This is a genomic window from Bhargavaea cecembensis, from assembly GCF_001619585.1.
Taxonomy (GTDB): Bacteria; Bacillota; Bacilli; order Bacillales_A; family Planococcaceae; genus Bhargavaea; species Bhargavaea cecembensis_A.
This window is the reverse complement of record NZ_LQNT01000014.1, coordinates 18,048-42,798: the sequence shown is the minus strand read 5'-3', so window position 1 is coordinate 42,798 and position 24,751 is coordinate 18,048. Positions and strand designations below refer to the sequence as shown.

Annotated in this window: 23 protein-coding genes; 22 read left to right on the top strand and 1 reads right to left on the bottom strand. The window is 56.0% G+C overall.

Features of this window, described 5'->3' with window-relative positions; translation table 11 throughout:
- Positions 1-89: 89 nt before the first annotated feature.
- Positions 90-380, bottom strand: coding sequence for an AbrB/MazE/SpoVT family DNA-binding domain-containing protein (locus AV656_RS15960; protein WP_063183957.1), 291 nt, complete (start codon positions 378-380; stop codon positions 90-92).
- Between the two features lie 321 nt (positions 381-701).
- Between AV656_RS15960 and metG the strand changes: the two genes are divergently transcribed.
- The 22 genes from metG (at position 702) to AV656_RS15850 (ending at position 24,728) form a co-directional block, all read left to right on the top strand.
- Positions 702-2,678: a methionine--tRNA ligase gene (gene metG, locus AV656_RS15955; RefSeq protein ID WP_063183955.1), complete on the top strand. Its 1,977-nt coding sequence runs from the start codon at positions 702-704 to the stop codon at positions 2,676-2,678.
- A gap of 260 nt (positions 2,679-2,938) precedes the next feature.
- Entirely contained in the window at positions 2,939-3,712 is a 774-nt protein-coding gene (locus tag AV656_RS15950; RefSeq protein ID WP_063183953.1) for a TatD family hydrolase, read from the top strand.
- Positions 3,713-3,829: 117 nt separating this feature from the next.
- The gene (locus AV656_RS15945; RefSeq protein ID WP_063183951.1) at positions 3,830-5,119 is read left to right on the top strand and encodes a G5 and 3D domain-containing protein; all 1,290 of its coding nucleotides are present in this window, start codon (positions 3,830-3,832) and stop codon (positions 5,117-5,119) included.
- 336 nt (positions 5,120-5,455) lie between these two features.
- Entirely contained in the window at positions 5,456-6,049 is a 594-nt protein-coding gene (gene rnmV / locus AV656_RS15940; RefSeq protein WP_419865566.1) for a ribonuclease M5, read from the top strand.
- Complete coding sequence (gene rsmA, locus AV656_RS15935) at positions 6,042-6,923, top strand: 16S rRNA (adenine(1518)-N(6)/adenine(1519)-N(6))-dimethyltransferase RsmA (RefSeq protein ID WP_063183948.1); 882 nt, start codon at positions 6,042-6,044, stop codon at positions 6,921-6,923. The genes rnmV and rsmA overlap by 8 nt, the downstream gene beginning before the upstream one ends.
- 148 nt (positions 6,924-7,071) lie before the next feature.
- On the top strand, positions 7,072-7,338 hold the full coding sequence (gene veg / locus AV656_RS15930; protein ID WP_008301256.1) for a biofilm formation stimulator Veg: 267 nt from the start codon (positions 7,072-7,074) through the stop codon (positions 7,336-7,338).
- Positions 7,339-7,453: 115 nt separating this feature from the next.
- A complete protein-coding gene (locus AV656_RS15925) occupies positions 7,454-7,633 on the top strand; it encodes a small, acid-soluble spore protein, alpha/beta type (RefSeq protein WP_063183946.1) in 180 nt (59 codons plus the stop codon).
- Between the two features lie 122 nt (positions 7,634-7,755).
- Positions 7,756-8,628 (top strand): 4-(cytidine 5'-diphospho)-2-C-methyl-D-erythritol kinase, encoded by an 873-nt coding sequence (ispE, locus tag AV656_RS15920; RefSeq protein ID WP_063183944.1) that lies wholly within the window; start codon positions 7,756-7,758, stop codon positions 8,626-8,628.
- A gap of 94 nt (positions 8,629-8,722) precedes the next feature.
- Positions 8,723-9,553: a pur operon repressor gene (gene purR / locus AV656_RS15915; protein ID WP_063183942.1), complete on the top strand. Its 831-nt coding sequence runs from the start codon at positions 8,723-8,725 to the stop codon at positions 9,551-9,553.
- A 1-nt stretch (position 9,554) separates the two neighbouring features.
- Complete coding sequence (locus tag AV656_RS15910; protein WP_008301252.1) at positions 9,555-9,929, top strand: RidA family protein; 375 nt, start codon at positions 9,555-9,557, stop codon at positions 9,927-9,929.
- A 192-nt stretch (positions 9,930-10,121) separates the two neighbouring features.
- Positions 10,122-10,406 (top strand): septation regulator SpoVG, encoded by a 285-nt coding sequence (gene spoVG / locus AV656_RS15905; protein WP_063183939.1) that lies wholly within the window; start codon positions 10,122-10,124, stop codon positions 10,404-10,406.
- A gap of 109 nt (positions 10,407-10,515) precedes the next feature.
- Positions 10,516-12,534: a penicillin-binding transpeptidase domain-containing protein gene (locus AV656_RS15900; protein WP_063183937.1), complete on the top strand. Its 2,019-nt coding sequence runs from the start codon at positions 10,516-10,518 to the stop codon at positions 12,532-12,534.
- A 225-nt stretch (positions 12,535-12,759) separates the two neighbouring features.
- Positions 12,760-14,154: a bifunctional UDP-N-acetylglucosamine diphosphorylase/glucosamine-1-phosphate N-acetyltransferase GlmU gene (gene glmU, locus AV656_RS15895; RefSeq protein WP_063183935.1), complete on the top strand. Its 1,395-nt coding sequence runs from the start codon at positions 12,760-12,762 to the stop codon at positions 14,152-14,154.
- The gene (locus tag AV656_RS15890; protein ID WP_063183933.1) at positions 14,151-15,110 is read left to right on the top strand and encodes a ribose-phosphate diphosphokinase; all 960 of its coding nucleotides are present in this window, start codon (positions 14,151-14,153) and stop codon (positions 15,108-15,110) included. The genes glmU and AV656_RS15890 overlap by 4 nt, the downstream gene beginning before the upstream one ends.
- Before the next feature lie 148 nt (positions 15,111-15,258).
- Positions 15,259-15,912 (top strand): 50S ribosomal protein L25/general stress protein Ctc, encoded by a 654-nt coding sequence (locus AV656_RS15885; RefSeq protein WP_063183931.1) that lies wholly within the window; start codon positions 15,259-15,261, stop codon positions 15,910-15,912.
- A gap of 98 nt (positions 15,913-16,010) precedes the next feature.
- Positions 16,011-16,574: an aminoacyl-tRNA hydrolase gene (pth, locus tag AV656_RS15880; protein ID WP_063183928.1), complete on the top strand. Its 564-nt coding sequence runs from the start codon at positions 16,011-16,013 to the stop codon at positions 16,572-16,574.
- A 55-nt stretch (positions 16,575-16,629) separates the two neighbouring features.
- Positions 16,630-16,857: an anti-sigma-F factor Fin gene (locus tag AV656_RS15875; protein WP_008301240.1), complete on the top strand. Its 228-nt coding sequence runs from the start codon at positions 16,630-16,632 to the stop codon at positions 16,855-16,857.
- Between the two features lie 146 nt (positions 16,858-17,003).
- Positions 17,004-20,522, top strand: coding sequence for a transcription-repair coupling factor (gene mfd / locus AV656_RS15870; protein ID WP_063183926.1), 3,519 nt, complete (start codon positions 17,004-17,006; stop codon positions 20,520-20,522).
- A 92-nt stretch (positions 20,523-20,614) separates the two neighbouring features.
- On the top strand, positions 20,615-21,151 hold the full coding sequence (gene spoVT / locus AV656_RS15865) for a stage V sporulation protein T (RefSeq protein WP_063183924.1): 537 nt from the start codon (positions 20,615-20,617) through the stop codon (positions 21,149-21,151).
- A 219-nt stretch (positions 21,152-21,370) separates the two neighbouring features.
- Entirely contained in the window at positions 21,371-22,972 is a 1,602-nt protein-coding gene (locus tag AV656_RS15860) for a putative polysaccharide biosynthesis protein (protein WP_063183921.1), read from the top strand.
- Positions 22,973-22,976: 4 nt separating this feature from the next.
- Entirely contained in the window at positions 22,977-24,437 is a 1,461-nt protein-coding gene (gene mazG, locus AV656_RS15855) for a nucleoside triphosphate pyrophosphohydrolase (protein ID WP_063183919.1), read from the top strand.
- Positions 24,438-24,728 (top strand): RNA-binding S4 domain-containing protein, encoded by a 291-nt coding sequence (locus AV656_RS15850; RefSeq protein ID WP_063183917.1) that lies wholly within the window; start codon positions 24,438-24,440, stop codon positions 24,726-24,728.
- Positions 24,729-24,751 lie beyond the last annotated feature (23 nt).

Below are 24,751 nucleotides of genomic sequence, written 5' to 3'. Positions count from 1 at the left end.
TTAATAAGAAGAAACTCCTCTGCAGCAGATCTCCACCGAAATAAAGAAAAAACCGCCCGGAGGGTTCCGGACAGTCTGGGGAGATTTTTTTATACGTGCTGCTTCTGGCCGAGACGCTCAGAAATCTCATTGACAAGCTTTTTCGCGCCTTCTTCACTGAGGATCAGTTTTCCGTCGATCAGGCGAAGGTTGTCATCGGATACGTCGCCTGTAATGGCGCAAGTCATGTTCGGCATGTATTTTTTAAGGATGATTCGATCATCATCCACGTATATCTCCAATGCGTCTTTTTCCTTGATGCCAAGTGTGCGGCGAAGTTCGATCGGAATGACTACTCGTCCAAGTTCATCGACTTTACGTACAATACCCGTCGATTTCATCCAGTATTGCCCCTTTCGAGTTCTATCTTATTTTTTCGTCAAAGTTCGACATGCTAATTGACTGAAACTATCATACCAACTAATGCCAATACCGTCAATTTACAAGGCCAAAAAGTTTTACTAGAAACAGTATTTTTTTAGACCTAAGTCAAATTTATATCATTTCGCACAATAAATAAAGTGTTTTGTTAGAACAGACTCAAAAAAGTGCTAATGTGGATATAATGATAACTGGAAATTGCCCCGGAAGCTTGCCTGCATTGAAGTGAAGGGAGTCATCCGGTAAAATGAAGGGAAATGCATATTCATGGAGGCCTGGGCATGAGTGAACAGAAAACTTTTTACCTGACGACGCCGATTTATTATCCGAGCGGCAAGTTTCACATCGGCACCGCGTATACGACAGTGGCATCCGACACGATGTCACGCTACAAGCGGCTCCGCGGATATGATGTCCGCTTCCTGACGGGAATGGACGAGCATGGACAGAAGATCCAGCAAAAGGCGGAAGAGGCCGGCATGGACCCGCAAGAGTATGTCGACGGCATTGCCGAAGGCGCGAAAAAACTCTGGGACCTGATGGACATCTCCTATGATGACTTCATCCGGACAACCGAGGAACGCCACAAAGAGGGCGTCGAGAAGATTTTTCAGCATTTCCTTGATAACGGGGATATTTATAAGGGCGAATACGAGGGCTGGTACTGCACACCGTGCGAATCGTACTTTACCGAAGCACAGCTTGATGACGGAAACTGCCCGGACTGCGGCCGTCCGGTCCATAAGGTCAAGGAAGAGTCCTACTTCTTCAATATGAAGAAATATGCGGACCGCCTTCTTCAGTACTACGAAGAGAACCCGGGATTCATCCAGCCGGAATCGCGCAAAAACGAAATGGTCAACAATTTCATCAAGCCGGGGCTCGAGGACCTCTCGATCTCCCGCACGTCGTTTGACTGGGGAATCCGTGTGCCGGGTGATCCGAAGCACGTCATCTACGTTTGGGTCGATGCGCTGTCGAACTATATCACATCGCTCGGCTACGGGACGGAGGACGACTCGCAGTTCCGCAAGTACTGGCCGGCTGACGTCCATGTCGTCGGAAAGGACATTGTCCGATTCCACACGATTTATTGGCCGATCTTCCTCATGGCACTGGATCTGCCGCTGCCGAAGAAAGTATTTGCACACGGATTTATCATGATGAAGGACGGAAAAATGTCGAAGTCGAAAGGCAACGTCGTTTATCCTGAGATGCTGATCGAGCGCTACGGCCTGGATGCGACCCGCTATTTCCTTCTGCGTGAGCTGCCGTTCGGTTCTGACGGTGTGTTCTCGCCGGAAGCTTTCGTCGAGCGCATGAACTACGACCTGGCGAATGACCTGGGCAACCTGCTTAACCGTACGGTGTCGATGGTCAACAAGTACTGCGGCGGACTCGTACCGGCCAGTCCGGAAGGTTCGACAGAATTCGACGAACCGCTCCGCCGGGTGATGGAAGAGACCGTCCGGAAATACGAACAGGGTATGGAGAACATGCAGTTCAGCGTTGTCCTGTCCGACATCTGGGCACTTGTTTCCCGTACGAACAAATACATCGATGAGACCCAGCCTTGGGTACTCGCGAAGGACGAGGCGAGAAAGGGCGAGCTTGACGCCGTCATGCATCATCTCACGGCAAGCCTGCATGAGATCGCCGTCCTTCTCCAGCCGTTCATGACGAAATCGCCGAAGCAGATTGTCAGCCAGCTGGGCCTCGGTGAAGAGGCGCTTGGCTGGGAGACGCTGAACAAAGGTGCGATTAAGGAAGGCACAAAAGTTGTCGAAAAAGGAACACCGGTGTTCCCTCGCCTCGACCCGGAAGTGGAAATTGCCTACATCCGCGGCGAGATGCAGAAATCGGTCCAGCCGCAGGCTGAAGAAGCCGCAGCCGGAGAAGACACCGCGGCCAAGTCGCCTGAAAAGCCGGACGTTCCCGAAATCACAATTGATGATTTCATGAAAGTCGATCTCCGGGTGGCGACCGTAACAGCCTGCGAGAAAGTCCCGAAGGCGGACAAACTGCTGAAGCTGCAGCTTGACCTCGGCTATGAGACCCGGCAGGTCGTATCAGGCATTGCAAAGTTCTATGAGCCGGACGCGCTGGTCGGCGAGAAAGTGATCGTTGTTGCCAACCTGAAACCGGCAAAACTGCGCGGCGAACTGTCCCAAGGGATGATCCTTGCGGGCGAGCAGGACAGTGTGCTTAAACTCGCATCGGTTGATCCGGCATTGCCGAACGGCTCTCAAATCCGGTAATTCGGAGGGACAGGCATCATTCAACTTCACCTAAAATGAGAGAAAACCGGAGGACTAAAGTCCTCCGGTTTTTCTTTTTGAAGCTGATTAAATGCGGTTTCTTTGACTTTTGCCATGCCATCCCTTACAAATTGAGAAGTCTTAAAATAGAGCCTTGTAATTAAACTAAATCTAATTTGTAATCTAAATGTAATAGAACTGTGAAATTTGAAAAAGGATTTATGTATAGACTTGAACAATACATTGGGAGAGTGAAACGCATGCTGATCGACACACATGTCCATTTGAATGCAGACCAATACGAGGAGGATATCGATGAGGTGATCCGCCGTGCTCTCGACGCGGGCGTCGGAAAAATGGTTGTCGTCGGATTCGACCGGCCGACCATCCGGCGCGCACTCGAGCTCGCGGAAACATACCCGTTCATTTACCTGGTGATCGGCTGGCATCCTGTCGATGCAGTCGACTGCACAGAGGAAGACCTCCGGTGGATTGAGGAAATCGCAGCCGAACATCCGAGAGTTGTCGGCATCGGAGAGACCGGTCTCGACTATCATTGGGACAAATCGCCGAAGGACGTTCAGCAGGAGCTGTTCCGCCGGCATATTGCACTCGCGAAAAAGCTGAAGCTGCCGGTCATCATCCATAACCGCGACGCGACAGGCGATGTGGTCCGCATCCTGAGAGAAGAAAATGCGGCGGAGACGGGCGGCATCATGCATTGCTTCAGCGGCAGCCCGGAAACGGCAAAAGAATGTGTGGAGATGAATTTCATGATTTCCCTCGGCGGGCCGGTGACATTCAAAAACGCCAGGCAGCCGAAAGAAGTCGCAAAGGAAATCCCGCTTGATCATCTGCTCATCGAGACCGACGCACCGTACCTTGCGCCCCATCCGTACCGGGGCAAGCGCAATGAGCCATCCTACGTCCGGCTCGTCGCGGAGCAGATCGCTCAGCTCAAGGAAATTCCTTTTGAGGAAGTAGCCCGCAAGACTACCGAAAACGCAATGAAAATTTTTGAGATTCGTGAATAGAGAGGCCAAAACCGGCCTACACTTCACCCGTGCTGAAGCACAGGAAAAAACCGGTTGGGTTGACAATCATGAAAACCGGCCGCTATAATCACTCGGGTGATAAGGAGGAGTTTTTTAGTGTCTACAAATTCCACGGAAAACAAGCATCCCAGATTCATGACCGGCAAGAAGATCATCATGTCCATTCTGACGATCGCACTGTTCGCGGGAGTCATCACATACGCAGTCTATGAGGGGACCAAAAAGAATGTCACCCTATCCGAAGGCGGCGAGCAGACGGAATACCGTACGCATGCGGATACAGTCGGCGAACTGCTGAATGAGCAGGGCATTGCAGTGGGGGAACATGATGATCTCTCTCTGGCCAAGGATACGGAGCTCGAGGACGGTGTGTCCATCGAGTGGAAAAAAGCAAGACAGCTTACGATCAGCGTAGACGGCGAAGATAGCCAGGTCTGGTCCACGAAAGAGGATGTCGATGAACTTCTGGCCGAAGCCGGCATCGAACTCAGTGAACATGACGCCATCACGCCGGCACGCGGCAGCGAGCTCGGTGATACACAAACCGTTAATATTGAGAAAGCATATGAAGTTGCCATGATCGACGGGGGCCAGAAAGATAAAGTCTGGACCACTTCGACTACGGTCGCTGACTTTTTAAGCAAGCAGGGCATCAAGCTCGGAGAGAATGACCGGGTGGAGCAGGGCATGGACGAAATCGTCAAGCCGGGATCCAGCGTTAAGGTCGTCCGGGTAGAAAAGGTCACCGATGTAGTGGAAGAATCGACGGACTTCACTGTACAGACGAAGAAAGACAACAAACTGCTGAAAGGCAAGGAGAAAGTTGTCCAAAACGGTGAAGCAGGAAAAGTGGAACGCACGTATGAAGTCATCAAAGAAGACGGCAAGGAAGTCAAACGCAAGCTTCAAAATGAAAAAGTGGTCAAGAAACCGGTAAGTAAAGTAGTCGCAGTCGGCACGAAAGCTCCTGCCCCTGCGCCGGCCCCTGCAAAGGCAGTAGCCTCGAGTACGTCTAAGGCTTCTAAGGCGGCTGCGCCGAAATCGTCCGGCAAGGTCGTCCAGGCATCGGCACCCCGCAATGAGGCACCGGCCGGCGGCAAGGAATTCTATGTAACGGCGACTGCCTATACGGCATCGTGCAATGGCTGCTCGGGCATCACGGCAACAGGCATCAACCTGAAAGCCAACCCGGGTGCGAAAGTTATTGCAGTCGACCCGAGCGTCATCCCGCTCGGCTCCAAAGTGTGGGTGGAAGGCTACGGTACAGCCGTTGCAGGCGACACCGGCGGTGCAATCAAAGGCAACAAGATCGACATCTTCGTCCCAACAAAAGACCAGGCCTACAGCTTCGGTCGCAAAAAAGTGAAAATCAAGATCCTCGACTGAGGATAAATGGATCCGCGGCCCGGTGCCGCGGATCTTTCATTTTTGGGTAGAGTAAGGAAAGTCATACTGTCACATGCTGCGGAATTGTATGAGTATCCGCCAGTACGAAGCCATCGTTCTCCATGGGTGATTCATCCTGGTTCAGGGTGACATTAGATTCACTGAAGGGTGACAAAGGCTGATGAAGAGTTAAGGGAAGGCCGTAGGGGATGATCAGCAAGCGAACTGGAACGATTGTCAGTGCTTATGTTAGCAGGGCCATGGGGAACCCTTATAGATGCCTCACCGCGCCGGCTTTCTGTACATTCAGGCCGCATGCCGGTAAAATTGGAGGAAATGAACGAAAGAATGGGATCATCAGTGACTATTGAAGAAATCATCGTCGTGGAAGGCAAGTCGGACACCATCGCCGTACGGCGGGCGACCGGAGCGGACACGATTGAAACGAACGGATCGGCCGTATCCAAGGAGACGCTCATGAAGATCCGGCACGCCCAGGAAAAACGGGGCGTCATCGTCTTCACCGACCCGGACTACCCGGGACGGCGCATCCGGGCGATCATCGAAGAGCATATACCGGGCGTGAAGCATGCTTTCCTGCCAAAGGCACAGTCCATCTCGGAAAACGGCCGGAAAGTCGGCATTGAGCATGCTGCGGATGAAGATATCCGAATGGCGCTTGCCGCCGTCCGCACGCCGGTGCAGGAAGGGGGAGGCGAACCGCCCGTCACGGATGCCGAACTGGTCAATCTGCGGCTTGTCGGCCATCCGGATGCCAGGCGCAGGCGTGAGCGTCTCGGCCTCATGCTCCAGATCGGACAGACCAACGGCAAGCAGCTGGCCAAGCGCCTCGCCATATTCAGGATCAGCCGGGAGGAATTTCTCGCCGCGGTCCAAGCCATTGACGAAGAAGGAGACATCCATGCATAGAGACATCGCCACACCCGGACGGACGAAAGAGATTCTCGACAAGTACGGGTTTTCATTTAAAAAGAGCCTCGGGCAGAACTTCCTGATCGATCCGAACATCCTGCACAAGATTGTGTCATTCGCGGGCCTCACAGAGAAGTCGGGTGCAATTGAGATCGGGCCCGGGATCGGTGCACTCACCGAGCACCTCGCCAGAAATTCAGGAAAGGTGGTTGCGTTCGAGATCGACCAGCGCCTGCTGCCGGTGCTGAAGGATACGCTGTCGCCGTATGATCATGTGAAGGTCATCCACCAGGACATCCTCGAGGCGGATGTCGCGGCTGTAATCGAAGATGAATTTTCCGGCTTCCCGCATATCGCCGTGGTCGCGAACCTTCCGTACTACGTCACGACTCCGATCCTGATGAAGCTGCTCGAGGACCGGCTGCCGATTGACTCGTTCACCGTCATGATGCAGAAGGAAGTGGCGGACCGGATCAGCGCGAAGCCGGGCACGAAGGAATACGGTTCCCTGTCGATCGCGATTGATTATTACACAGAGGCGCACACGGTCATGACAGTGCCGAAGACTGTCTTTATGCCGCAGCCCAATGTCGCATCGGCGGTCGTCCATCTGAAGCGCAGGAGCACGCCGCCGATAGCAGTCAAAGATGAGGAATTCCTGTTCCGTGTGACGAGGGGATCATTCGTCCAGCGACGGAAAACAATCCTGAACAACCTGCAGACATCCCTTCCGGACGGCAAGGAGCGGAAAGCAGAGATTGTGGAAGCCCTCAGTGAAGCCGGCATTGATCCCGGGCGCCGCGGAGAGACGCTGACGCTCGAAGAGTTCGGCCGGCTTGCCGATGCGCTATACCCAAAATTCGGTGAATAATGTTACAAAAAAATTTCAAATCCAATAAAAGTGGAAAATGAAGACGAAAAAACATTGACATACGAAGAGCGCATTGATAAAATTTTAAATTTAATTGACAGAAACTTTGAAATGTGTTATCCTTACATACAGTGAGGTGTAAGCGATAATGCCAAAAACATTAGCTGATATCAAGAAGGCGCTCGATTCTCATTTAGGTCAGCGTTTGCAACTTAAGGCGAATGGCGGCCGGAAAAAGACGATTGAGCGTGCCGGTGTCCTTCGGGAAACGTATCATGCCGTCTTTGTCATTGAGCTCGACCAGGAGGAGCATTCGTTCGAGCGGGTCTCCTACAGTTATACCGACCTTTTGACGGAGGCCGTGGAACTGACATTTATCAACGGCTCAGAGAAAATGGATTTTGTCGTGAAGTAATGCCATTATTTATCCCGTTTTTGCCCGGACAAAACCTTTTGGAAGGTTTTGTCCGGGTTCTTTTTTTATTTCGGGCCATACTAGATGTGTCAGCCGAACGAGGAGGAAAAACCGAATGGCTAGAAACGGCGGAGTAATGTCCCAGCGTCTGAAGGAAGAGATCGCGAAGGAACTTGGATTTTACGATGTTGTGCAGCAGGAAGGTTGGGGAGGCATCAAGGCACGTGACGCCGGTAACATGGTGAAACATGCAATTGAGATGGCGGAGCGGAACATGGGCGAAGGCCGAAAGTAACGCTTCTGTAACCCGAAATCCACAAACGGCTGACACCGGGCAGACGGAATTTTTCCGTCTGCTTTTTCCATTGTCGCTGCCTATGGTAAAATAGGGGCATTGAATTTTGGGGAGGTGCCTTCATGATCCATGAAAAAGCACCGGCGAAGATTAACCTGACACTCGACGTTCTGGGAAAGCGCCCGGACGGCTACCACGAGGTCGAAATGATTATGACGACGGTCGACCTGTATGACAGGCTGACCATTGAAGGCGCCAGAGGCGGGAAGATTGTCATTAAGTCGTCCGATCGCTATGTGCCGGATGATCGGCGCAACCTGGTCTACCAGGCAGCGGAACTGCTCCGCAAACGTATGGGCATCGGGGACGGTGTGACCTTTACGCTCGATAAGCGCATACCGGTCGCCGCCGGACTTGCAGGCGGCAGCAGTGACGCTGCAGCGGCACTCCGCGGGCTGAACCGGTTCTGGAAACTCGGCCTGTCGCTGGACGAACTGGCGGAAATCGGGGCGGAGATCGGCTCGGATGTCCCGTTCTGTGTATACGGCGGCACGGCCTTTGCGACAGGGCGCGGAGAAAGGATCCGTCATCTGCCTGCACCGCCGAATTGCTGGGTCATCCTGGCGAAGCCGGATATCGGTGTCTCGACAGCAGACGTCTACGGGAAGTTTGACCTGTCCCGCGCCCGCCATCCGGATATCTCAGCGATGGAGACGGCACTAAGGGACAGAGATTACGAAGGGGTCTGCCGCAACCTCGGCAATGTGCTCGAACCTGTGACCATGGAGATGCACCGGGAAGTCGCCATGCTCAAGGACGGTATGGAGCGTTTCGGCGCTGATGCGGTACTGATGAGCGGCAGCGGGCCGACCGTCTTCGGGCTCGTTTCACAGGAGACGCGTGTAGCCCGAATCGTCAATGGTCTGAACGGCTTTTGTCCGGAAGTGCACGCTGTCCGCATGCTTGGCGGGCGGAACAGCGCCCGGCTTGATTAAATCCGGATATTTGTGTTAATGTGAAGGTAAATTATTCGGATTCTGTAAAAAGCCGGCCAGTTCCGGTTCAGACATAGGTTCAGAGGTGGACATTTTGAAATGGAAGCGCAGTGAACGGCTCGTCGACATGACCCAATATTTGCTTGCCCATCCGCATACGCTCATTCCGCTCACACATTTTTCCTCCGCATACGACGCGGCCAAGTCATCGATCAGTGAGGACCTTGCCATCGTCAAGGGGACGTTCGAGGAGCGGGGAACCGGCCGGCTCATTACCGTGCCCGGCGCGGCGGGCGGTGTGAAGTACATACCGGATGCCGGCAGGGAAGAGGCGCAGGAAATCATCGGTGATTTCATGGACGCGCTCAGCGATCCCGGCCGGCTGCTTCCGGGCGGGTACCTGTTTATGACGGATCTGCTCGGCAATCCCGGGCTCATGGACCGGATCGGCCGGCTGTTCGCTGCCCGCTACAAGGATTCAGAGATTGATGCCATCATGACTGTCGCGACGAAGGGCATCCCGATCGCCCATGCGATCGCCCGTCACCTGAATGTTCCCGTCGTCGTCGTGCGGCGTGACAGCAAAGTGACAGAGGGTTCGACGGTCAGCATCAATTATGTTTCCGGCTCCAGCCGCCGTATCCAGACGATGGTCCTTTCCAAACGCAGCATGCAGAGCGGCCAGCGAGTGCTTCTCACCGATGATTTCATGAAAGTCGGCGGCACGATGAACGGCATGAAGAATCTCCTTGCCGAATTTGACTGTGAGCCGGCGGGCGTTGCCGTCCTGGTCGAGTCGGAGGATGTGCAGGAGGAGCGGCTCGTGGAAGACTATGTGTCTCTTGTGAGACTGCTCGAGGTCAATGAAAAAGAACGCACGATTGAACTGGTGGAAGGCAACTATTTCAGGGAAGGTGGAAACTGATATGAACTTGATCCAGACAGACAAGGCGCCGGCGGCAATCGGCCCTTACTCGCAGGGAATCGTGACCGGGGGCATCGTCTACACATCCGGACAGATCCCGCTCACACCGGAAGGCAGCCTCGTAGAAGGCGGCGTCGAAGAGCAGACACATCAGGTGTTCAAAAATCTCTCGGCCGTGCTGGAAGCCGGCGGGTCCTCGCTTGACCGCGTCATCAAGGCCACCGTATTCATCAAGGATATGAATGATTTTGGCACAATCAACGAAATCTATGCATCCTACTTCGGCGACCACAAGCCGGCACGCTCCTGCGTGGAAGTTGCCCGCCTTCCAAAAGACGTCCTCGTCGAAATCGAAGCGGTCGCCCTCGCAAAGTAACAGTTTCAAAGTTTACGGCAGCTCCCTATGCGGAGTTGCCGTTTTATTATGCGAAAAACCCTTAACTTCTTCGTATTACACTGCATGAACATCCTTAACTTTGAATAGTTCAAAAATTTTGTATTGTAAGAAGGGAATTTACCATTTATATTGAATATAGACAACCAAGAAGATGCTGAAGGTGGTGATAATGTGGAAGTAACTGATGTGAGACTTCGTAGGGTAGAGACAGATGGCCGGATGCGTGCCATTGCTTCCATCACGATTGATGAGGCGTTCGTGGTCCATGATATCCGGGTCATCGACGGCAACGATGGCCTGTTCGTTGCCATGCCGAGCAAGCGGACACCGGACGGCGAGTTCCGCGATGTGGCACACCCCATCAATTCTGATACACGACAGATGATCCAGGATGCTGTGCTGGGTGCTTATCACCTGACAAAAGAAGAGCCGACACTCGAAGGCGCCGGCGCATAACCGGCTCCGCCCAGCCGTCCCCGTTACCGGTGACGGTTTTTTCATGTTCCCCCGCCTGTCCCCTTTTTCAATTTCTTGTTAAACTGGAAGGACGTGAGGGAGGGTCAACATGAAGAAGATACTGCTCGGCACCGTCATCATTCTGCTTGTCTTCCTGGCAGGATGCCGTGATCAGCCGACACCCGAAGATCGGCTGGCGGAATATATCAGCCATTGGAACAAAGGCGATTATGCGGTGATGTATGAAAGTTACCTGACGGCGAAGACAAAAGACGACTTTTCGGAAGACGACTTTGTCATACGCCAGGAGAAACTGGAGGACGACCTCGGGATCAGCAACTTGGAGGTTACTTATGAAAAGCCCGGTGAGGATGCTGAGTGGGACAAGGAGCAGCCCGCCGAATTCAATATCGGGGTGAAAATGGAGACGCTTGCCGGTCCGGTCGAGTTTGACAAGCCGATCCGGCTCCGCCATGAGGAGCGGGAAAAGGAGAAAACCTGGTTTGTCGACTGGGATCCCTCCTACATCTTCCCGGATCTGGAGCCGGGTGATGAGATCGGCCTTTCTCGCACCGAAGCAAAGCGGGGAGAAATTGTCGACAGGGCGGGTATCCCGATCGCGAAAAACGGGACCGGCTACCAGGTGGGCATCGTTCCCGAGAAACTGGATGAAGAAAGAAAGCCGGACATCGCTGAGCTGCTCGGTACAACGCCGGAGGCGATCGACACCAGCCTGAATGCGGCATGGGTCAAGCCGGATCTTTTTGTACCGGTAGGAAATACACCCAAAAACGATGCCGCCCGGCTGGAGCAGCTGCTTGAAATTCCCGGAATCGCAGCACGGGAAGTCGGAATGCGGGAGTATCCTTATGGTCCGGCACTGGCTCATCTGACCGGATATATCGGAGCAATTTCTGCCGAACAGCTGGAAAAGCTGGAGGACAAGGGCTACTCGGAGACCGACCAGATCGGCCGGCGCGGCCTGGAGAGCCTGCTTGAGGACCGGCTCCGCGGCCAGGACGGCATGAAGATCATCATCAGGAAAGCGCAGGAAGGGATGGAACCGGTGACCGTCGCCGAGCGCGCACCGGAAGACGGGGAAACGGTCAAGCTGACCATCGACGCCGAACTGCAGAAAGTGACCTACGATTCGATGAAGGAAGAGCCCGGAACGGCCGCCTCCGTTGACCCCGAAACAGGCGAAGTGCTCACGCTCGTAAGCTCCCCGGCCTATGATCCGAACGAGTTTATCACCGGAATAAGCGGCGACAGGTATCGCGAGCTCGAGGAAGATGAAAAGACGCCGCTGTTTAACCGCTTTGCCCAGAGTTATGCGCCGGGTTCGACTATAAAGCCGATCACCGCGGCCATCGGCATGGAGGCAGGTACACTTGATCCGGCGGAAGGGCTCACGATTAAGGGGAAGACGTGGCAAAAAGATTCTTCATGGGGCGCCTACCGGGTGTCGCGCGTGCATCCTGAAGCACCGAACCCGATTGACCTGAACCGGGCGATGATTTACTCGGATAACATCTATTTCGCTCAGCAGGCGCTCGCGATGGGGAAGGACACCTTAATAGAGGGGCTGAAGCAGTTCGGCTTCGGCGAGCCGATCCCCCTCGAGGCGATGGAACTGAAGGCTTCCCAGATCTCCAATGACGGCACGATCGGTTCGGAAGGCCAGCTGGCCGATACGTCATTCGGCCAGGGGCAGATGCTGACGAACATCCTGCACCTCGCATCCATGTATGAGCCGATTTTGACAGGCGGTACGATGTATAAGCCAACCTTGCTGTTCGACGAGGAAGACGGGCAAGTATGGAAAGAGGAAATGATCGACCCGGCACAGGCGGAAACGCTACGCTCCACGCTCCGCAATGTCGTGCTGGATGGCTTCGCCCAATCCGCCAATCTCACGGACGTACCGATTGCGGGCAAGACCGGTACAGCCGAACTGAAGGCGGCCGGAGAGGACCGGGGCAAGGAAAATGGCTACTTCGTTTCCTACCCTGCCGAAGATCCATCCTTCATCCTGGCAATGATGGTGGAAAACATCGAGGACAATGGCGGCAGCGACTATGTTGCGGCCATGTCTGCGGAGGTCCATCGCTATGCGTCAGGAAGGTAAACTGATCGATGCAGCCGCTCCCGCCCGGGCAGCGGCTGCTTTTAAATTGGTGACTCTTTCAACATAAGCCCGCGCATACAATCGCAGGGGGCCCATCCGGCAGCGGGATCAGGAACGCCCGGTGCTCCGGATGTCAAGCTTGTACTCTCTAAATTGTTGAAAAATGGGTCGATTTCGTCTATCGTTAGAGGGAAATCCAAGTAAAAAAGTTAGGGGAACTGCCTGATGACGAATACATATGCCGTAATCCTGGCAGCCGGCCAGGGAACACGCATGAAATCGAAGCTCTATAAAGTGCTCCACCCGGTATGCGGTAAGCCGATGGTCAGCCATGTTGTCGACAATGTCCGGGGAGTCGGCGCAGACCGCGTCGTCACGATCGTCGGATTCGGTGCGGAGAAGGTCGAGGAAGAAGTCGGCGGACGCAGCGAGTTTGTCCTGCAGGAAGAGCAGCTGGGAACCGGCCATGCCGTTCTTCAGGCGGAACAGAACCTGGGCAGTCTGGACGGCACGACCATCGTCGTGTGCGGAGACACGCCGCTGATCACGCCGGAGACGATGAAGGCACTGATCGACCACCATAATGAAACAAAAGCAAAAGCCACGATCCTCACGGCTTTCGCGGATGACCCGACGGGCTACGGCAGGATCATCCGTGACGAGAACGGAAACTTCCTGCGCAGCGTCGAGCAGAAGGACGCGACACCGGAAGAACAGCAAGTCAGAGAGATCAATACCGGCACCTACTGCTTCGACAATAAATCCCTGTTTGAAACGCTCCAAAAAGTCGGCAACGACAATGCACAGGGCGAATATTATCTGCCGGATGTCTTCGGCATCCTCCTGTCGGAAGGCGAAATGATCGCTGCCTATGCGACGGATGACTTTGAAGAGACACTCGGCGTCAACGACCGTGTCGTGCTCGCGGAAGCGGAGCGGGTCATGCGCCGCCGGATCGCCGAGAAGCACATGCGGGGCGGCGTCACGATTCAGGACCCTGCAAACACCTACATCAGCGCGGATGCCGAAATCGGCCGCGACACCGTCCTCATGCCCGGCACGGTCATCGAAGGACGCACGAAAATCGGAGAAGACTGCCTGATCGGACCGGGCAGCCAGATCAAGGACAGCGTCATCGGCGACCGGGCGACAATCCGCCAGTCCGTCGTGATGTCGAGCAAGATCGGAGAAGATACGGCGGTCGGGCCATTCGCCCATATCCGTCCGGAATCCGACCTCGGCAACAGCGTGAAGATCGGCAACTTCGTCGAAGTGAAAAAGTCGAATCTCGGAGAAGGCAGCAAGGTCTCCCACCTCAGCTACATCGGGGATACGGATCTCGGCGAGCGCGTCAACATGGGCTGCGGCACGATCACCGTCAATTACGACGGGGTCAACAAGTTCCGCACGACCGTCGAAGACGATGCATTTGTCGGATGCAACTCCAACCTGATCGCACCGGTCACCGTCGGAAAAGGCGCTTATGTCGCCGCCGGATCGACAGTGACAAAAAATGTTCCTGAAAATGCCCTTGCAATCGCGCGCTCCAGGCAGGAGAATAAGGAAGGTTATATTGAAAAATTGAACACAAAGCGATCGGAGGAGCAATCCAAAAAATGACGAACCATTATCCCGACCATAAACTGAAGATTTTCTCCCTGAATTCAAACGAGCCCCTGGCCAAGGAAGTTGCCGATGAAATCGGCGTCCCGCTTGGCGCATGCTCGGTAAACCGCTTCAGCGACGGCGAGGTACAGATCAACATTGAAGAGAGCATCCGAGGCTGCGACGTCTTTATCATCCAGTCGACGTCGGCTCCGGTCAACGAAAATCTCATGGAACTGCTCATCATGGTCGACGCGGTCAAGCGTGCATCCGCCCGCACGATCAACGTTGTCATGCCGTATTATGGCTATGCGCGCCAGGACCGCAAAGCCCGCGCCCGTGAGCCGATCACTGCGAAGCTGGTGGCTAACCTGCTGGAGACGGCCGGCGCAAACCGCGTCATCGCGCTTGACCTGCACGCACCGCAGATTCAGGGCTTCTTCGATATCCTGATTGATCACCTGGTCGCGGTTCCGATCCTCTCCGACTATTTCAAGGAGAAGAACATCCCGAGCGAAGAACTTGTCATAGTATCGCCTGACCATGGCGGTGTGACTCGTGCCCGCAAGATGGCGGACCGCCTGAAAGCGCCGATTGCGATCATCGACAAGCGCCGTCCGCGCCCGAATGTCGCGGAAGTGATGAACATCGTCGGGAACGTCGAAGGCAAGAAGGCGATTCTGATCGATGACATCATCGACACTGCCGGCACAATCACGATTGCGGCAAATGCCCTTGTGGAAAACGGCGCAACCGAAGTGTATGCATGCTGCACGCACCCGGTTCTGTCCGGTCCTGCCATCGAGCGCATCGACAACTCGAAGATCAAAGAACTGGTGATCACGAACTCGATCAACCTGCCGGAAGATCGCCAATCGGAGAAGATCAAGGAACTGTCCGTCGCGCCGCTCCTCGCCGACGCCATCGTCCGGGTCTTCGAAAACAAATCTGTCAGCACCCTGTTCAACTGATTTTCCTGAGACTGCCCCACGGGGCGGTCTTTTTCGTTTTCCGGGAGATCGCAGCCATCCGCAGAATCGGAACCTCAAATGTTTAATACCAAACTATTCGGGTAATTACTATGTATGACGATAAAAACGATATGGATGGTGACTGCAGATGGCGACTACAATCAAGGCAGAAAGACGGGAAAAGTCCGGACGTTCCAAACTGACGGAACTCCGGAACGGCGGTTATGTCCCGGCAGTGGTATACGGGTATGAATTGGACAGCGTACCGGTTGCGGTCCGCGAGAATGATCTGTTCATGACGCTCCGTGACGAGGGCCGGAATGCCGTGTTCCAGCTTGAGGTTGAAGGAAAAAAAGTCAATGCGGTGCTTCATGATTATCAGATGGACGTGATGAAAGGCGAGTTCAAGCATGCAGACTTTCTCGCCATCGATATGAATATTGAAATGGAAGCTGAAGTGAATATCGCCCTGACAGGTGATGACGTTGCTCCAGGCGTCAAAGAAGGCGGTGTCCTCAGCCAGCCGTTCTGGACGGTCAACATTTCGGCCAAGCCATCCGATATGCCGGAATCGCTGGAAGTCGATGTTTCGGAAATGACGGTCGGAGACAGCTTGACGGTCGGCGATCTGAAGTCCAAGTGGGGTGTGAATGTCGTCGACGAGGACGATAAAGTGCTTGTCACCATCACTGCGCCGCGTACGGAACAGGCAGATGCCGATGCGGAAGCGGCGGATCCTGAAGCCGCACCGGATGCTGAAGCCGGCGGCGGCCCGGACGAGGCCCCGCAGGAGACCGAATAACAGTTTCAAAAGGATTGCCCGCGGGCAATCCTTTTTGACTGCCCACCTGTCTGAATCATGGTAAAATGGGAAGCATCATTGCCAAGAGGAAGATGTCCATGAAACTTATCGTCGGGCTCGGCAATCCGGGCAGGCAGTACGAGCAGACCCGCCACAATATCGGTTTCCACGCCATCGATGTGCTGGCGGACCGATGGAACGCCCCGCTCAACCAGACCAAATTCAACGGCATGTATGCGACGGTGCACCGCCCGGAAGGCAAGGCGCTGCTCGTCAAGCCGCTTACGTACATGAACCTTTCGGGGGAATGTGTCCGCCCGATGATGGACTATTTCGATGTGCCGGAAGAAGACCTGATCGTCATTTATGATGACCTTGATCTTTCTCCGGGCAGGCTCCGGCTCCGCCAGAAGGGCAGCCCGGGCGGCCACAACGGGATGAAGTCGATCATCCAGCACATCGGAACGCGGGACTTTGACCGCATCAGGATCGGGATTGGCCGGCCGGATGTTCCGATGGCCGTGACCGATTGGGTGCTCGGCAGGTTCACCGCTGAAGAGGCCCCCATCATGAGGGATGCCGCCGAGCGGGCGGCAGACGCCTGCGAGACGGCCCTCGGACGTCCGTTCATCGACGTAATGAATGAATTCAACGCCAATTGAGGCATAGCCCCCGCCGCCCCTGTCTATACTGATGGGAAAGGAAGGGGGCGCATGCATGGCGATCCGTTACCGTTGCCGCCACTGTGAAACGGAGATCGGCCGACTTCCGTTCGGCTCAGCCGACGAAGCGAGGACGCTGCTCCGCCTCGGTGAAGAGGAAGCGGAAGAATTCATCCTGGAAGGGGAAGACGGGGACGCGACCGTTCAGTGCATCTGCAAAGACTGCGAACAGTCGCTTGATCGGTTCCCCGACTACTATTCCCTGCAGAAATGGCTGCAATGATGCCGTTGCTTTGGCACCCCCAGGTGTCCAAGGCTTTTTCTGCGTTTGGGACCCGGCGCCATGCAGCACCAGAATCAGACTAATCGTTTCCCGGAGAGGGAATCTGACAAATACAGAATGTTTCTTTTACTGAAAGGATGGAACCCATGGAAGAGTTACTCGATGTACTGGCCGGGGGAGGGGAGATTGCGGACCTCCTGGGCGATCTGAAGGAAGGCCGTGACCGTCAGCTGGTCACGGGCCTTGCGGGCGGCGCGCGTGCCGCCCTGTTTGCGTTGGCGGCAAGGGAGACGGGCCGACCCGTTCTCGTCGTCGAACCGAATATGCTGCAGGCACAGCGAACGTACGAAGACCTCACGAGGCTCTCGGGAGAGGAGTCGGTCCGCCTGTATCCGGCGGATGAACTGACCGCGGCAGAGCTGTCCGTTGCGAGCCCGGAACTCCGTGCACAGCGCATCGAGGCGCTGGACCACCTCATGCGGAACGGCACCGGCGTCTTTGTCACGCCGATTGCCGGGCTCCGCAAGTTGCTCCCGGCACCGGCCGACTGGAAAAATGCAGCGCTAATTGCGGAACTTGGCGATGAGATCGATCCTTCCGGTTGGGCGGAAAAACTGGTCGCCATGGGGTTTTCCCGTCAGCCGATGGTCACCTCCCCGGGTGAATTCGCGCTCCGGGGCGGCATCCTTGATATTTATCCGCTCGACCGTGAGGAACCTGTCCGGATTGAGCTGTTCGATACGGAGATCGATTCCATCCGCACCTTCTCGGCGGACGACCAGCGTTCCACGGGCCGCCTGGATACAGTCCGGATCCTTCCGGCCCATGAATTCAGCTGGTCTGCAGAACTGCTTGCCGTCACAGCAGAACGGCTTGAGCAGTCACTTGCAGCAAGCCTCAAGAAGGTGAGCGACGAGGCGGCACGCGAGGCGCTCCTAGAGAACATTAGCGCGGACATCTCGCTCATGAAGGGCGGAGACATCCCGGAAGGCATCATGAAGTATGTGTCGCTTGCCGGTGAGACGGCCTTTTTGGGTGATTATTTCCCGGAAGAGGGCATCCTGTTCTATAACGAGGCCGGCCGGATCATCGAAGTGGCCGAGTCGCTGGAGCGGCAGGAGAGCGAATGGCATACCGATATGATCGCCGCCGGAAAACTGGTCCACGACGCGCGGCTCAGCCACACGTTCAAGGAGATCGACGCGATGGCCGGACAGAAGAAGGTGTATCTGTCGCTGTTCTCGCGTTCACTTCCCGGGCTCGTCCTGAAGGACACCGTACAGATTTCCTGCAAGCCGATGCAGCAATTTCACGGCCAGATGAATCTCCTGAAGTCGGAGGCGGAACGCTGGCAGGCCGGCGGGTTCACGGTGCTCCTGCTGGCCGAAGGGGGGGAACGCCTGGAAAAGGTCCGTTCCATCCTCGGCGATTACGGCATGAAGGCGGATATTCCAAAAGAGGGCGCTGTCCCGGGTCCCGGCATCCATCTGATCGAGGGAGATCTGTCCGACGGATTTGAGCTGCCTCTCCGGCAGATCGCCGTTGTGACGGACAGTGAACTCTTCAAGCAGCGGTCCCGCAGAAAGGCGCGTCCCCAGAAGCTTTCCAATGCGGAGCGAATCAAGAGCTACTCGGAGATCAAGCCGGGAGACCATGTCGTCCATATCCAGCACGGCATCGGGAAGTATATCGGCATTGAGACGCTGGAAGTGGGCGGGACGCACAAGGATTACCTCCATATCAGTTACCGCGGTGACGACAAACTGTATGTGCCGATCGACCAGATTGACCAGATCCAGAAATATGTCGCGTCAGAGGATAAGGAACCGAAGATTCACAAGCTCGGCGGCACCGAGTGGAAAAAGACGAAAAGCAAGGTATCGAAGGCGGTCAAGGACATCGCCGACGACCTCATCAAACTTTATGCCAAGCGAGAGGCGGAAAAAGGATTTGCTTTCTCGCCTGATGATGATCTGATGCATTCGTTCGAAGCGTCATTCCCCTATGACGAGACGGACGACCAGCTCCGCTCCATCGAAGAGATCAAGCACGACATGGAGCGCGAACGGCCGATGGACCGGCTTCTGTGCGGCGACGTCGGCTACGGCAAAACCGAAGTCGCAATCCGTGCCGCATTCAAAGCGGTCGGCGACGGCAAGCAGGTGGCTTTCCTCGTGCCGACGACAATCCTTGCGCAACAGCATTTCGAGACGATGAAAGAACGATTTGCCGGCTTCCCGGTCGAGGTCCGGATGCTGAGCCGGTTCGGCACGAGGAAAGAGCATCAGGAAACGGTCAAGGGCCTGAAGGACGGCACGGTCGACGTTGTCGTCGGCACTCACCGCCTTCTCTCAAAGGATGTGGAATACCGTGATCTCGGTCTGCTGATCGTCGACGAGGAGCAGCGCTTCGGCGTCACACACAAAGAGCGCATCAAGCAAATGAAGGCGAACGTCGACGTCCTTACGCTGACGGCAACCCCGATCCCCCGGACGCTTCACATGTCAATGATCGGCGTCCGTGACCTGTCCGTTCTCGAGACGCCACCTGCAAACCGCTTCCCGGTCCAGACTTATGTCATGGAATACAACGGCCCGCTTGTCCGTGAAGCGATCGAGCGTGAGATGGCGCGCGGCGGCCAGGTGTTTTATCTGTACAACCGTGTCGAGGACATGGCACGGAAGGCCGAGGAGCTCCAGATGCTCGTCCCGGAGGCCCGTATCGCGACCGCGCATGGCCGCATGTCGGAAACTGAGCTTGAAGCGGTCATCCTCGCTTTCCTGGAAGGGGAGTACGATGTCCTCGTGACGACGACGATCATCGAGACGGGTGTCGACATCCCGAACGTCAACACGCTCATCGTCCATGACGCCGACCGGATGGGCCTCGCCCAGTTGTATCAGCTGAGGGGACGGGTCGGCCGGTCGAACCGCGTCGCCTATGCATACTTTCTTTATCAGCGGAACAAGGTACTGTCAGATGTGGCTGAAAACCGCCTGCAGGCGATCAAGGAATTCACCGAGCTCGGATCCGGCTTCAAGATCGCGATGCGCGACCTGTCGATCCGGGGAGCGGGGAACCTTCTCGGTGCCCAGCAGCACGGCTTTATCGACTCGGTCGGATTCGACATGTATTCGAAGATGCTCGAAGAGGCCATTGAGGAAAAGCGCGGCAACAGCAAAGAGGAGGACGTGCCGGATGTCGAGGTGACGCTTCACACCGATGCGTATTTCCCGGACAGCTTCATCCCCGACGGCTTCCAGAAAATCCAGATGTACAAGCGCGTCAAGGCGGTCGGAACCGAAGAGGACTATTCCGAGCTGGTCGATGAAATGGCAGACCGTTTCGGCGACTTGCCATTGGAAGCCGAGCAGCTCCTGAAAATCGCACTGATGAAGGTGTGGGCGCGCGAGGCAGGCGTCAATTCGATCAAGCAGCAGGGTGACCGGGTGATCATTTCGTTCACAGAAGCAGGGACCCGGCATGCGGACGGGGCGAAAATCATGGAGGACACGCTCCAGTACGGCCGTGCGGTCGGTTTCCACGTGGAGGATGGCCGGCTGCTTCTCACGGTGGACGGGTCGAAAACCGGCAAAAAGACACTGTTTGACGTGCTGGAAGGCGTCATGAAAATATTGCCTGACGCGAAAAAACAGGAAGCTTGACCTGCGGGCAGGGCAAGATTGCATAAATTGGCTAAACGTGATGCATACTAAGCGCGCAGACCTATCCGAACGTCGAAAGCGAGGCATCACGAATGAGAGCAACAGGTATCGTCAGACGGATCGACGACCTCGGCCGTATTGTCATCCCGAAGGAAATCCGGCGCACCATGCGCATCAGGGAAGGCGACCCGCTTGAAATCTTCACCGACCGGGACGGGGAAGTCATCCTGAAAAAGTATTCCCCGATCAGCGAGCTGGGCAGCTTTGCCCAGGAATATGCAGAGACGCTGTACGAAACATTGGGAACGCCGGCACTCATCAGCGACCGCGATGAAATGATTGCGGCAGCCGGCCTCTCTAAAAAAGATTATTTGGGCAAACGGATCTCCGGTGAACTGGAGGAAGTCATGCTCGGCCGCTCGATCGTCACGGAGAAAAACGAAAAGTCCCTGGAATGGGTACCCGGCGTCACCGAACAGATCAAGTCATCCTGCATCTGCCCGATTGTCTCGGGCGGTGACCCGATCGGCGCTGTTTACCTCCTGTCGAAAGTCCACTTTATCGGCGATCCCGAAGTGAAGGCGGCGGAAACCGCAGCCCACTTCCTCGCCAAGCAGATGGAACCGTAATCGCCAAACAATTGCAAGAAACGGGATTCCCCGTATAGACTGGCCGAAAGGGCCGCCGCACTTGCCGGAAACAACCGGCGGAGCGGCGGCCTTTTTGGTCTGGCGGTATGAAGCGGAGGGCGATGCGCGGGGCACCCGCACCATGGTTGGGAGAGTCGGACGTTCCTTTTTGCCGCGTGCTATAATGGGGATATTCTTGGAAAGAAGGAAGCCTTAAGCATGCAGCAACAGTGGAACATGAAGACTTTCATGAAAGGCGCGGCGCTCCTTGCCGCGGCCGGCATCATCGTCAAGGTCCTGAGTGCCGTCTACCGGATTCCTTTCCAGAACCTGGTCGGAGACAAGGGGTTTTATATTTATCAGCAGGTGTACCCGTTTATCGGGATCATCACGGTATGGACTTCGGCGGGATTTGCTGTAGCCGTCTCCAAGGTGATGGCCGACCGGGACCGCTCGGAAAGCGGTGCCGTCATGAGGATTGCGCTGGCCTGCCTGGCCGTGGTGTCCGGCATAAGTTTCCTCATGCTGTTTTTGGGTGCGGAGATGATCACCGGATGGATGGGTGACCGGCAGCTGGCACCGCTTCTGCGCGCAGGGTCCCTTGTCATTCTGTTCATGCCGCTTCTCGCACTCCTGAAAGGCGTCTATCAGTCGGAAGGACGAATGGCGCCGGTCGCCGGTGCCCAGGTGGCGGAGCAGGCGGTCCGGGTGACGGTCATCCTGGCGGGAACCCTGATCGTCGTGTCTGTCGGTGCCTCTCTGTACATGGCGGGACAGATGGCGATGTGGGGAGCGGTCGCAGGCGAAGCGGCGGGCGTTTTACTGCTGCTTGCCCTGTTCAGGAAATGGACGGGCCGTCCGGATTTCCGGGACCGCTCTGCATCGGTCCGCGCGTGGCCCGTCGTGAAGGAGCTGACGGCGATCAGCCTTGCCGCGAGCCTGAGCTCGCTGATTTTGCTTTTCTTCCAACTGATCGATTCGTTCACGGTGTTCAACCTGATGGCGGAAACGATGGATCGGGAGGCGGCGATGGAGTTGAAGGGCGTCTACGACCGCGGTCAGCCGCTTGTCCAGATGGGAATTTTGCTCGCGTCGACGCTGTCATTGTCAATCGTGCCGCTGGTAGCGGCCCAAACGGCCAAAAAGAGCGGTAGGACGGCCGAGCCGTTCATCCGTCTGGCATGGAGGCTCGCTTTCCTGTTTGGCTGGGCGGCAGCGCTCGGCCTCATCCTTGTCCTGCCGTATGTCAATGAAATGCTGTTCGAGACACGGAGCGGCTCCATCGCCATCATGGTGTTTTGCATCCAGATATTCGAGCTGTCGCTCATCCTGCCGCTTATGGCGGTGCTGCAGGGACTGGGCCGGGTGAAAGTGCCCGCGCTCCTGCTTTTCCTGGGCTTTGCCGTAAAGGCGGGAGCCAACTGGCTTCTTGTGCCGCAGGCGGGCATCCTCGGTGCCTCCATCGCAGGGGTCGCCGGGTTTGCCGCAGCCGGCGCGGGAATTCTGATCTACTTTAAGAAAGTGTGGCCGGTGCAACTGGCCGAAGGACGGTTTTACCGGACAATCGCGGCGGCGTCACTCATCATGGCGGCCATCCTCATCCCCTGGATGCTCCTGGCAGACATCTGGCTGTTTGATCGGCTCCCTGCCCGTATCGGCGCTACACTTACAGCGCTCACCGCAGTCGCGATTGGAGCGTCGGTTTTCCTCGCAGTCATTGCGAGGACTCGTGTGCTGTCGGAACGGGAATGGTACCTGATCCCGTTCGGCCGCCGTCTTGCCGCCCTTCAGCTGATTTTGACCAAACCCAAGAGGAAGTGATCCTATGAATGAAATCACCGTGATCGGGCTGGGAGCGTCAGGCCTCGACGGGCTGCCGCTTGGCGTCTACCGGAAGCTGAAAAATGCCGGGCTCGTCCATGTCCGGACTGCGGACCATCCCGTCATTGCAGAACTCGAGGCCGAAGGGATCCCATTCCGGACATTCGATGATGTTTACACGAAGCATGATACCTTCCCGCCGGTTTACCGCGAAATCGCGGACACGCTCCTGGCGATGGCGGGGGAAGGGCCGGTTCTGTACGCCGTGCCCGGCCATCCGCTCGTTGCGGAACAGACTGTCCAGCACCTGGTCGAGGCGGAGCGGGATGGGAAGGCCCGGCTGCTGATCGAAGGCGGCCAGAGCTTTCTGGACCCGGTATTCAACGCGCTCCGGATCGATCCGATCGACGGTTTCCAGTTGCTCGACGGTACGGAGATGCACCGGGACGATGTGAAGATGAACCAGCACGTTCTGATCGGACAGGTATATGACACATTCAGCGCATCAGACGTGAAGCTGACGCTCATGGAAAAGTACCCGGACGACCATCCGGTGACGATCGTGACGGCCGCCGGTTCGCCGGAAGAAAAGCTCGTCACCGTTCCGCTTTACGAGTTGGACCGGACCGTGGAGACCAGCAATCTGATGACGGTCTACGTGCCGCCTGCCGCTCAGCTTGAAGGCAGGCTGAAGGAATGGGACGCCTTCCGGGAAATCATCCGCATCCTGAGAAGCCCGGACGGCTGTCCGTGGGACCGTGAACAGACCCATGAGTCACTCCGGAAATACATGATCGAGGAAGCGCATGAACTCGTCCAGGCAATTGATGACGGGGACGATGAGGCCATCATCGGCGAACTGGGCGATGTGCTCCTCCAGGTATTCCTCCATGCGCAGATTGGGGAGGAAGACGGCTACTTCCAGATGGAGGACGTGCTGGAGACGGTGGCGGAAAAGATGATCCGCCGGCACCCGCATGTGTTCGGCGATGCCGAGGCGGCGGACGCAGATGCAGTGGTCAGCAACTGGCAGGCGATTAAGGAAGAGGAAAAGGGCGAAACGTCCGGCTCGGCCCTGGACGGGCAGGAGCGCTTCGCTTCCTCCCTCCTCACGTCTTACAACTACCAGAAGGAAGCCGCAAGGCAAGGATTCACCTGGCCGGACGCGGAGGGCGCTTGGGAGAAGTTTGAAGAGGAATGGCAGGAGTTTCGCCTTGCGGCGGAGAAAGGGGGAGAAGGCGAACGGACTGACGAGTTCGGTGACGTTCTCTTCACGCTTGTCAATCTTGCCCGTTATTATAAGGTCTCGCCGGAAGAGGCGATGGCCGGCGCCAACCGCAAGTTCAGAAGGCGCTTTTCCCATGTCGAGGTCCGGGTCCGTGAAGATCGGGGACGTTTTGAAGACTACACGCTTGAGGAACTCGACGCGTTCTGGGATGAAGCGAAACGATTGGAGAGGATGTAAGTGAGACTCGATAAATTTCTGAAAGTGTCCCGCCTCATCAAGAGGAGGACACTTGCAAAAGAAGTGGCGGACCAGGGCCGTATCATGGTGAACGGCAAAAAGGCCAAGGCATCGACCGATGTCAAAGAGGGCGACGAACTCGCCATCCGATTTGGCCAGAAGCTCGTCACCGCCCGGGTGGAGATGCTGAAGGATTCCGTCAAAAAAGACGAAGCAGGCAACATGTTCACCATCCTGAAAGAAGAAAAACTCGACAAAGTCGAACCCGAATTCATCGACGACGAGGACTGACACAAAATGGCCCGGAACGCAAC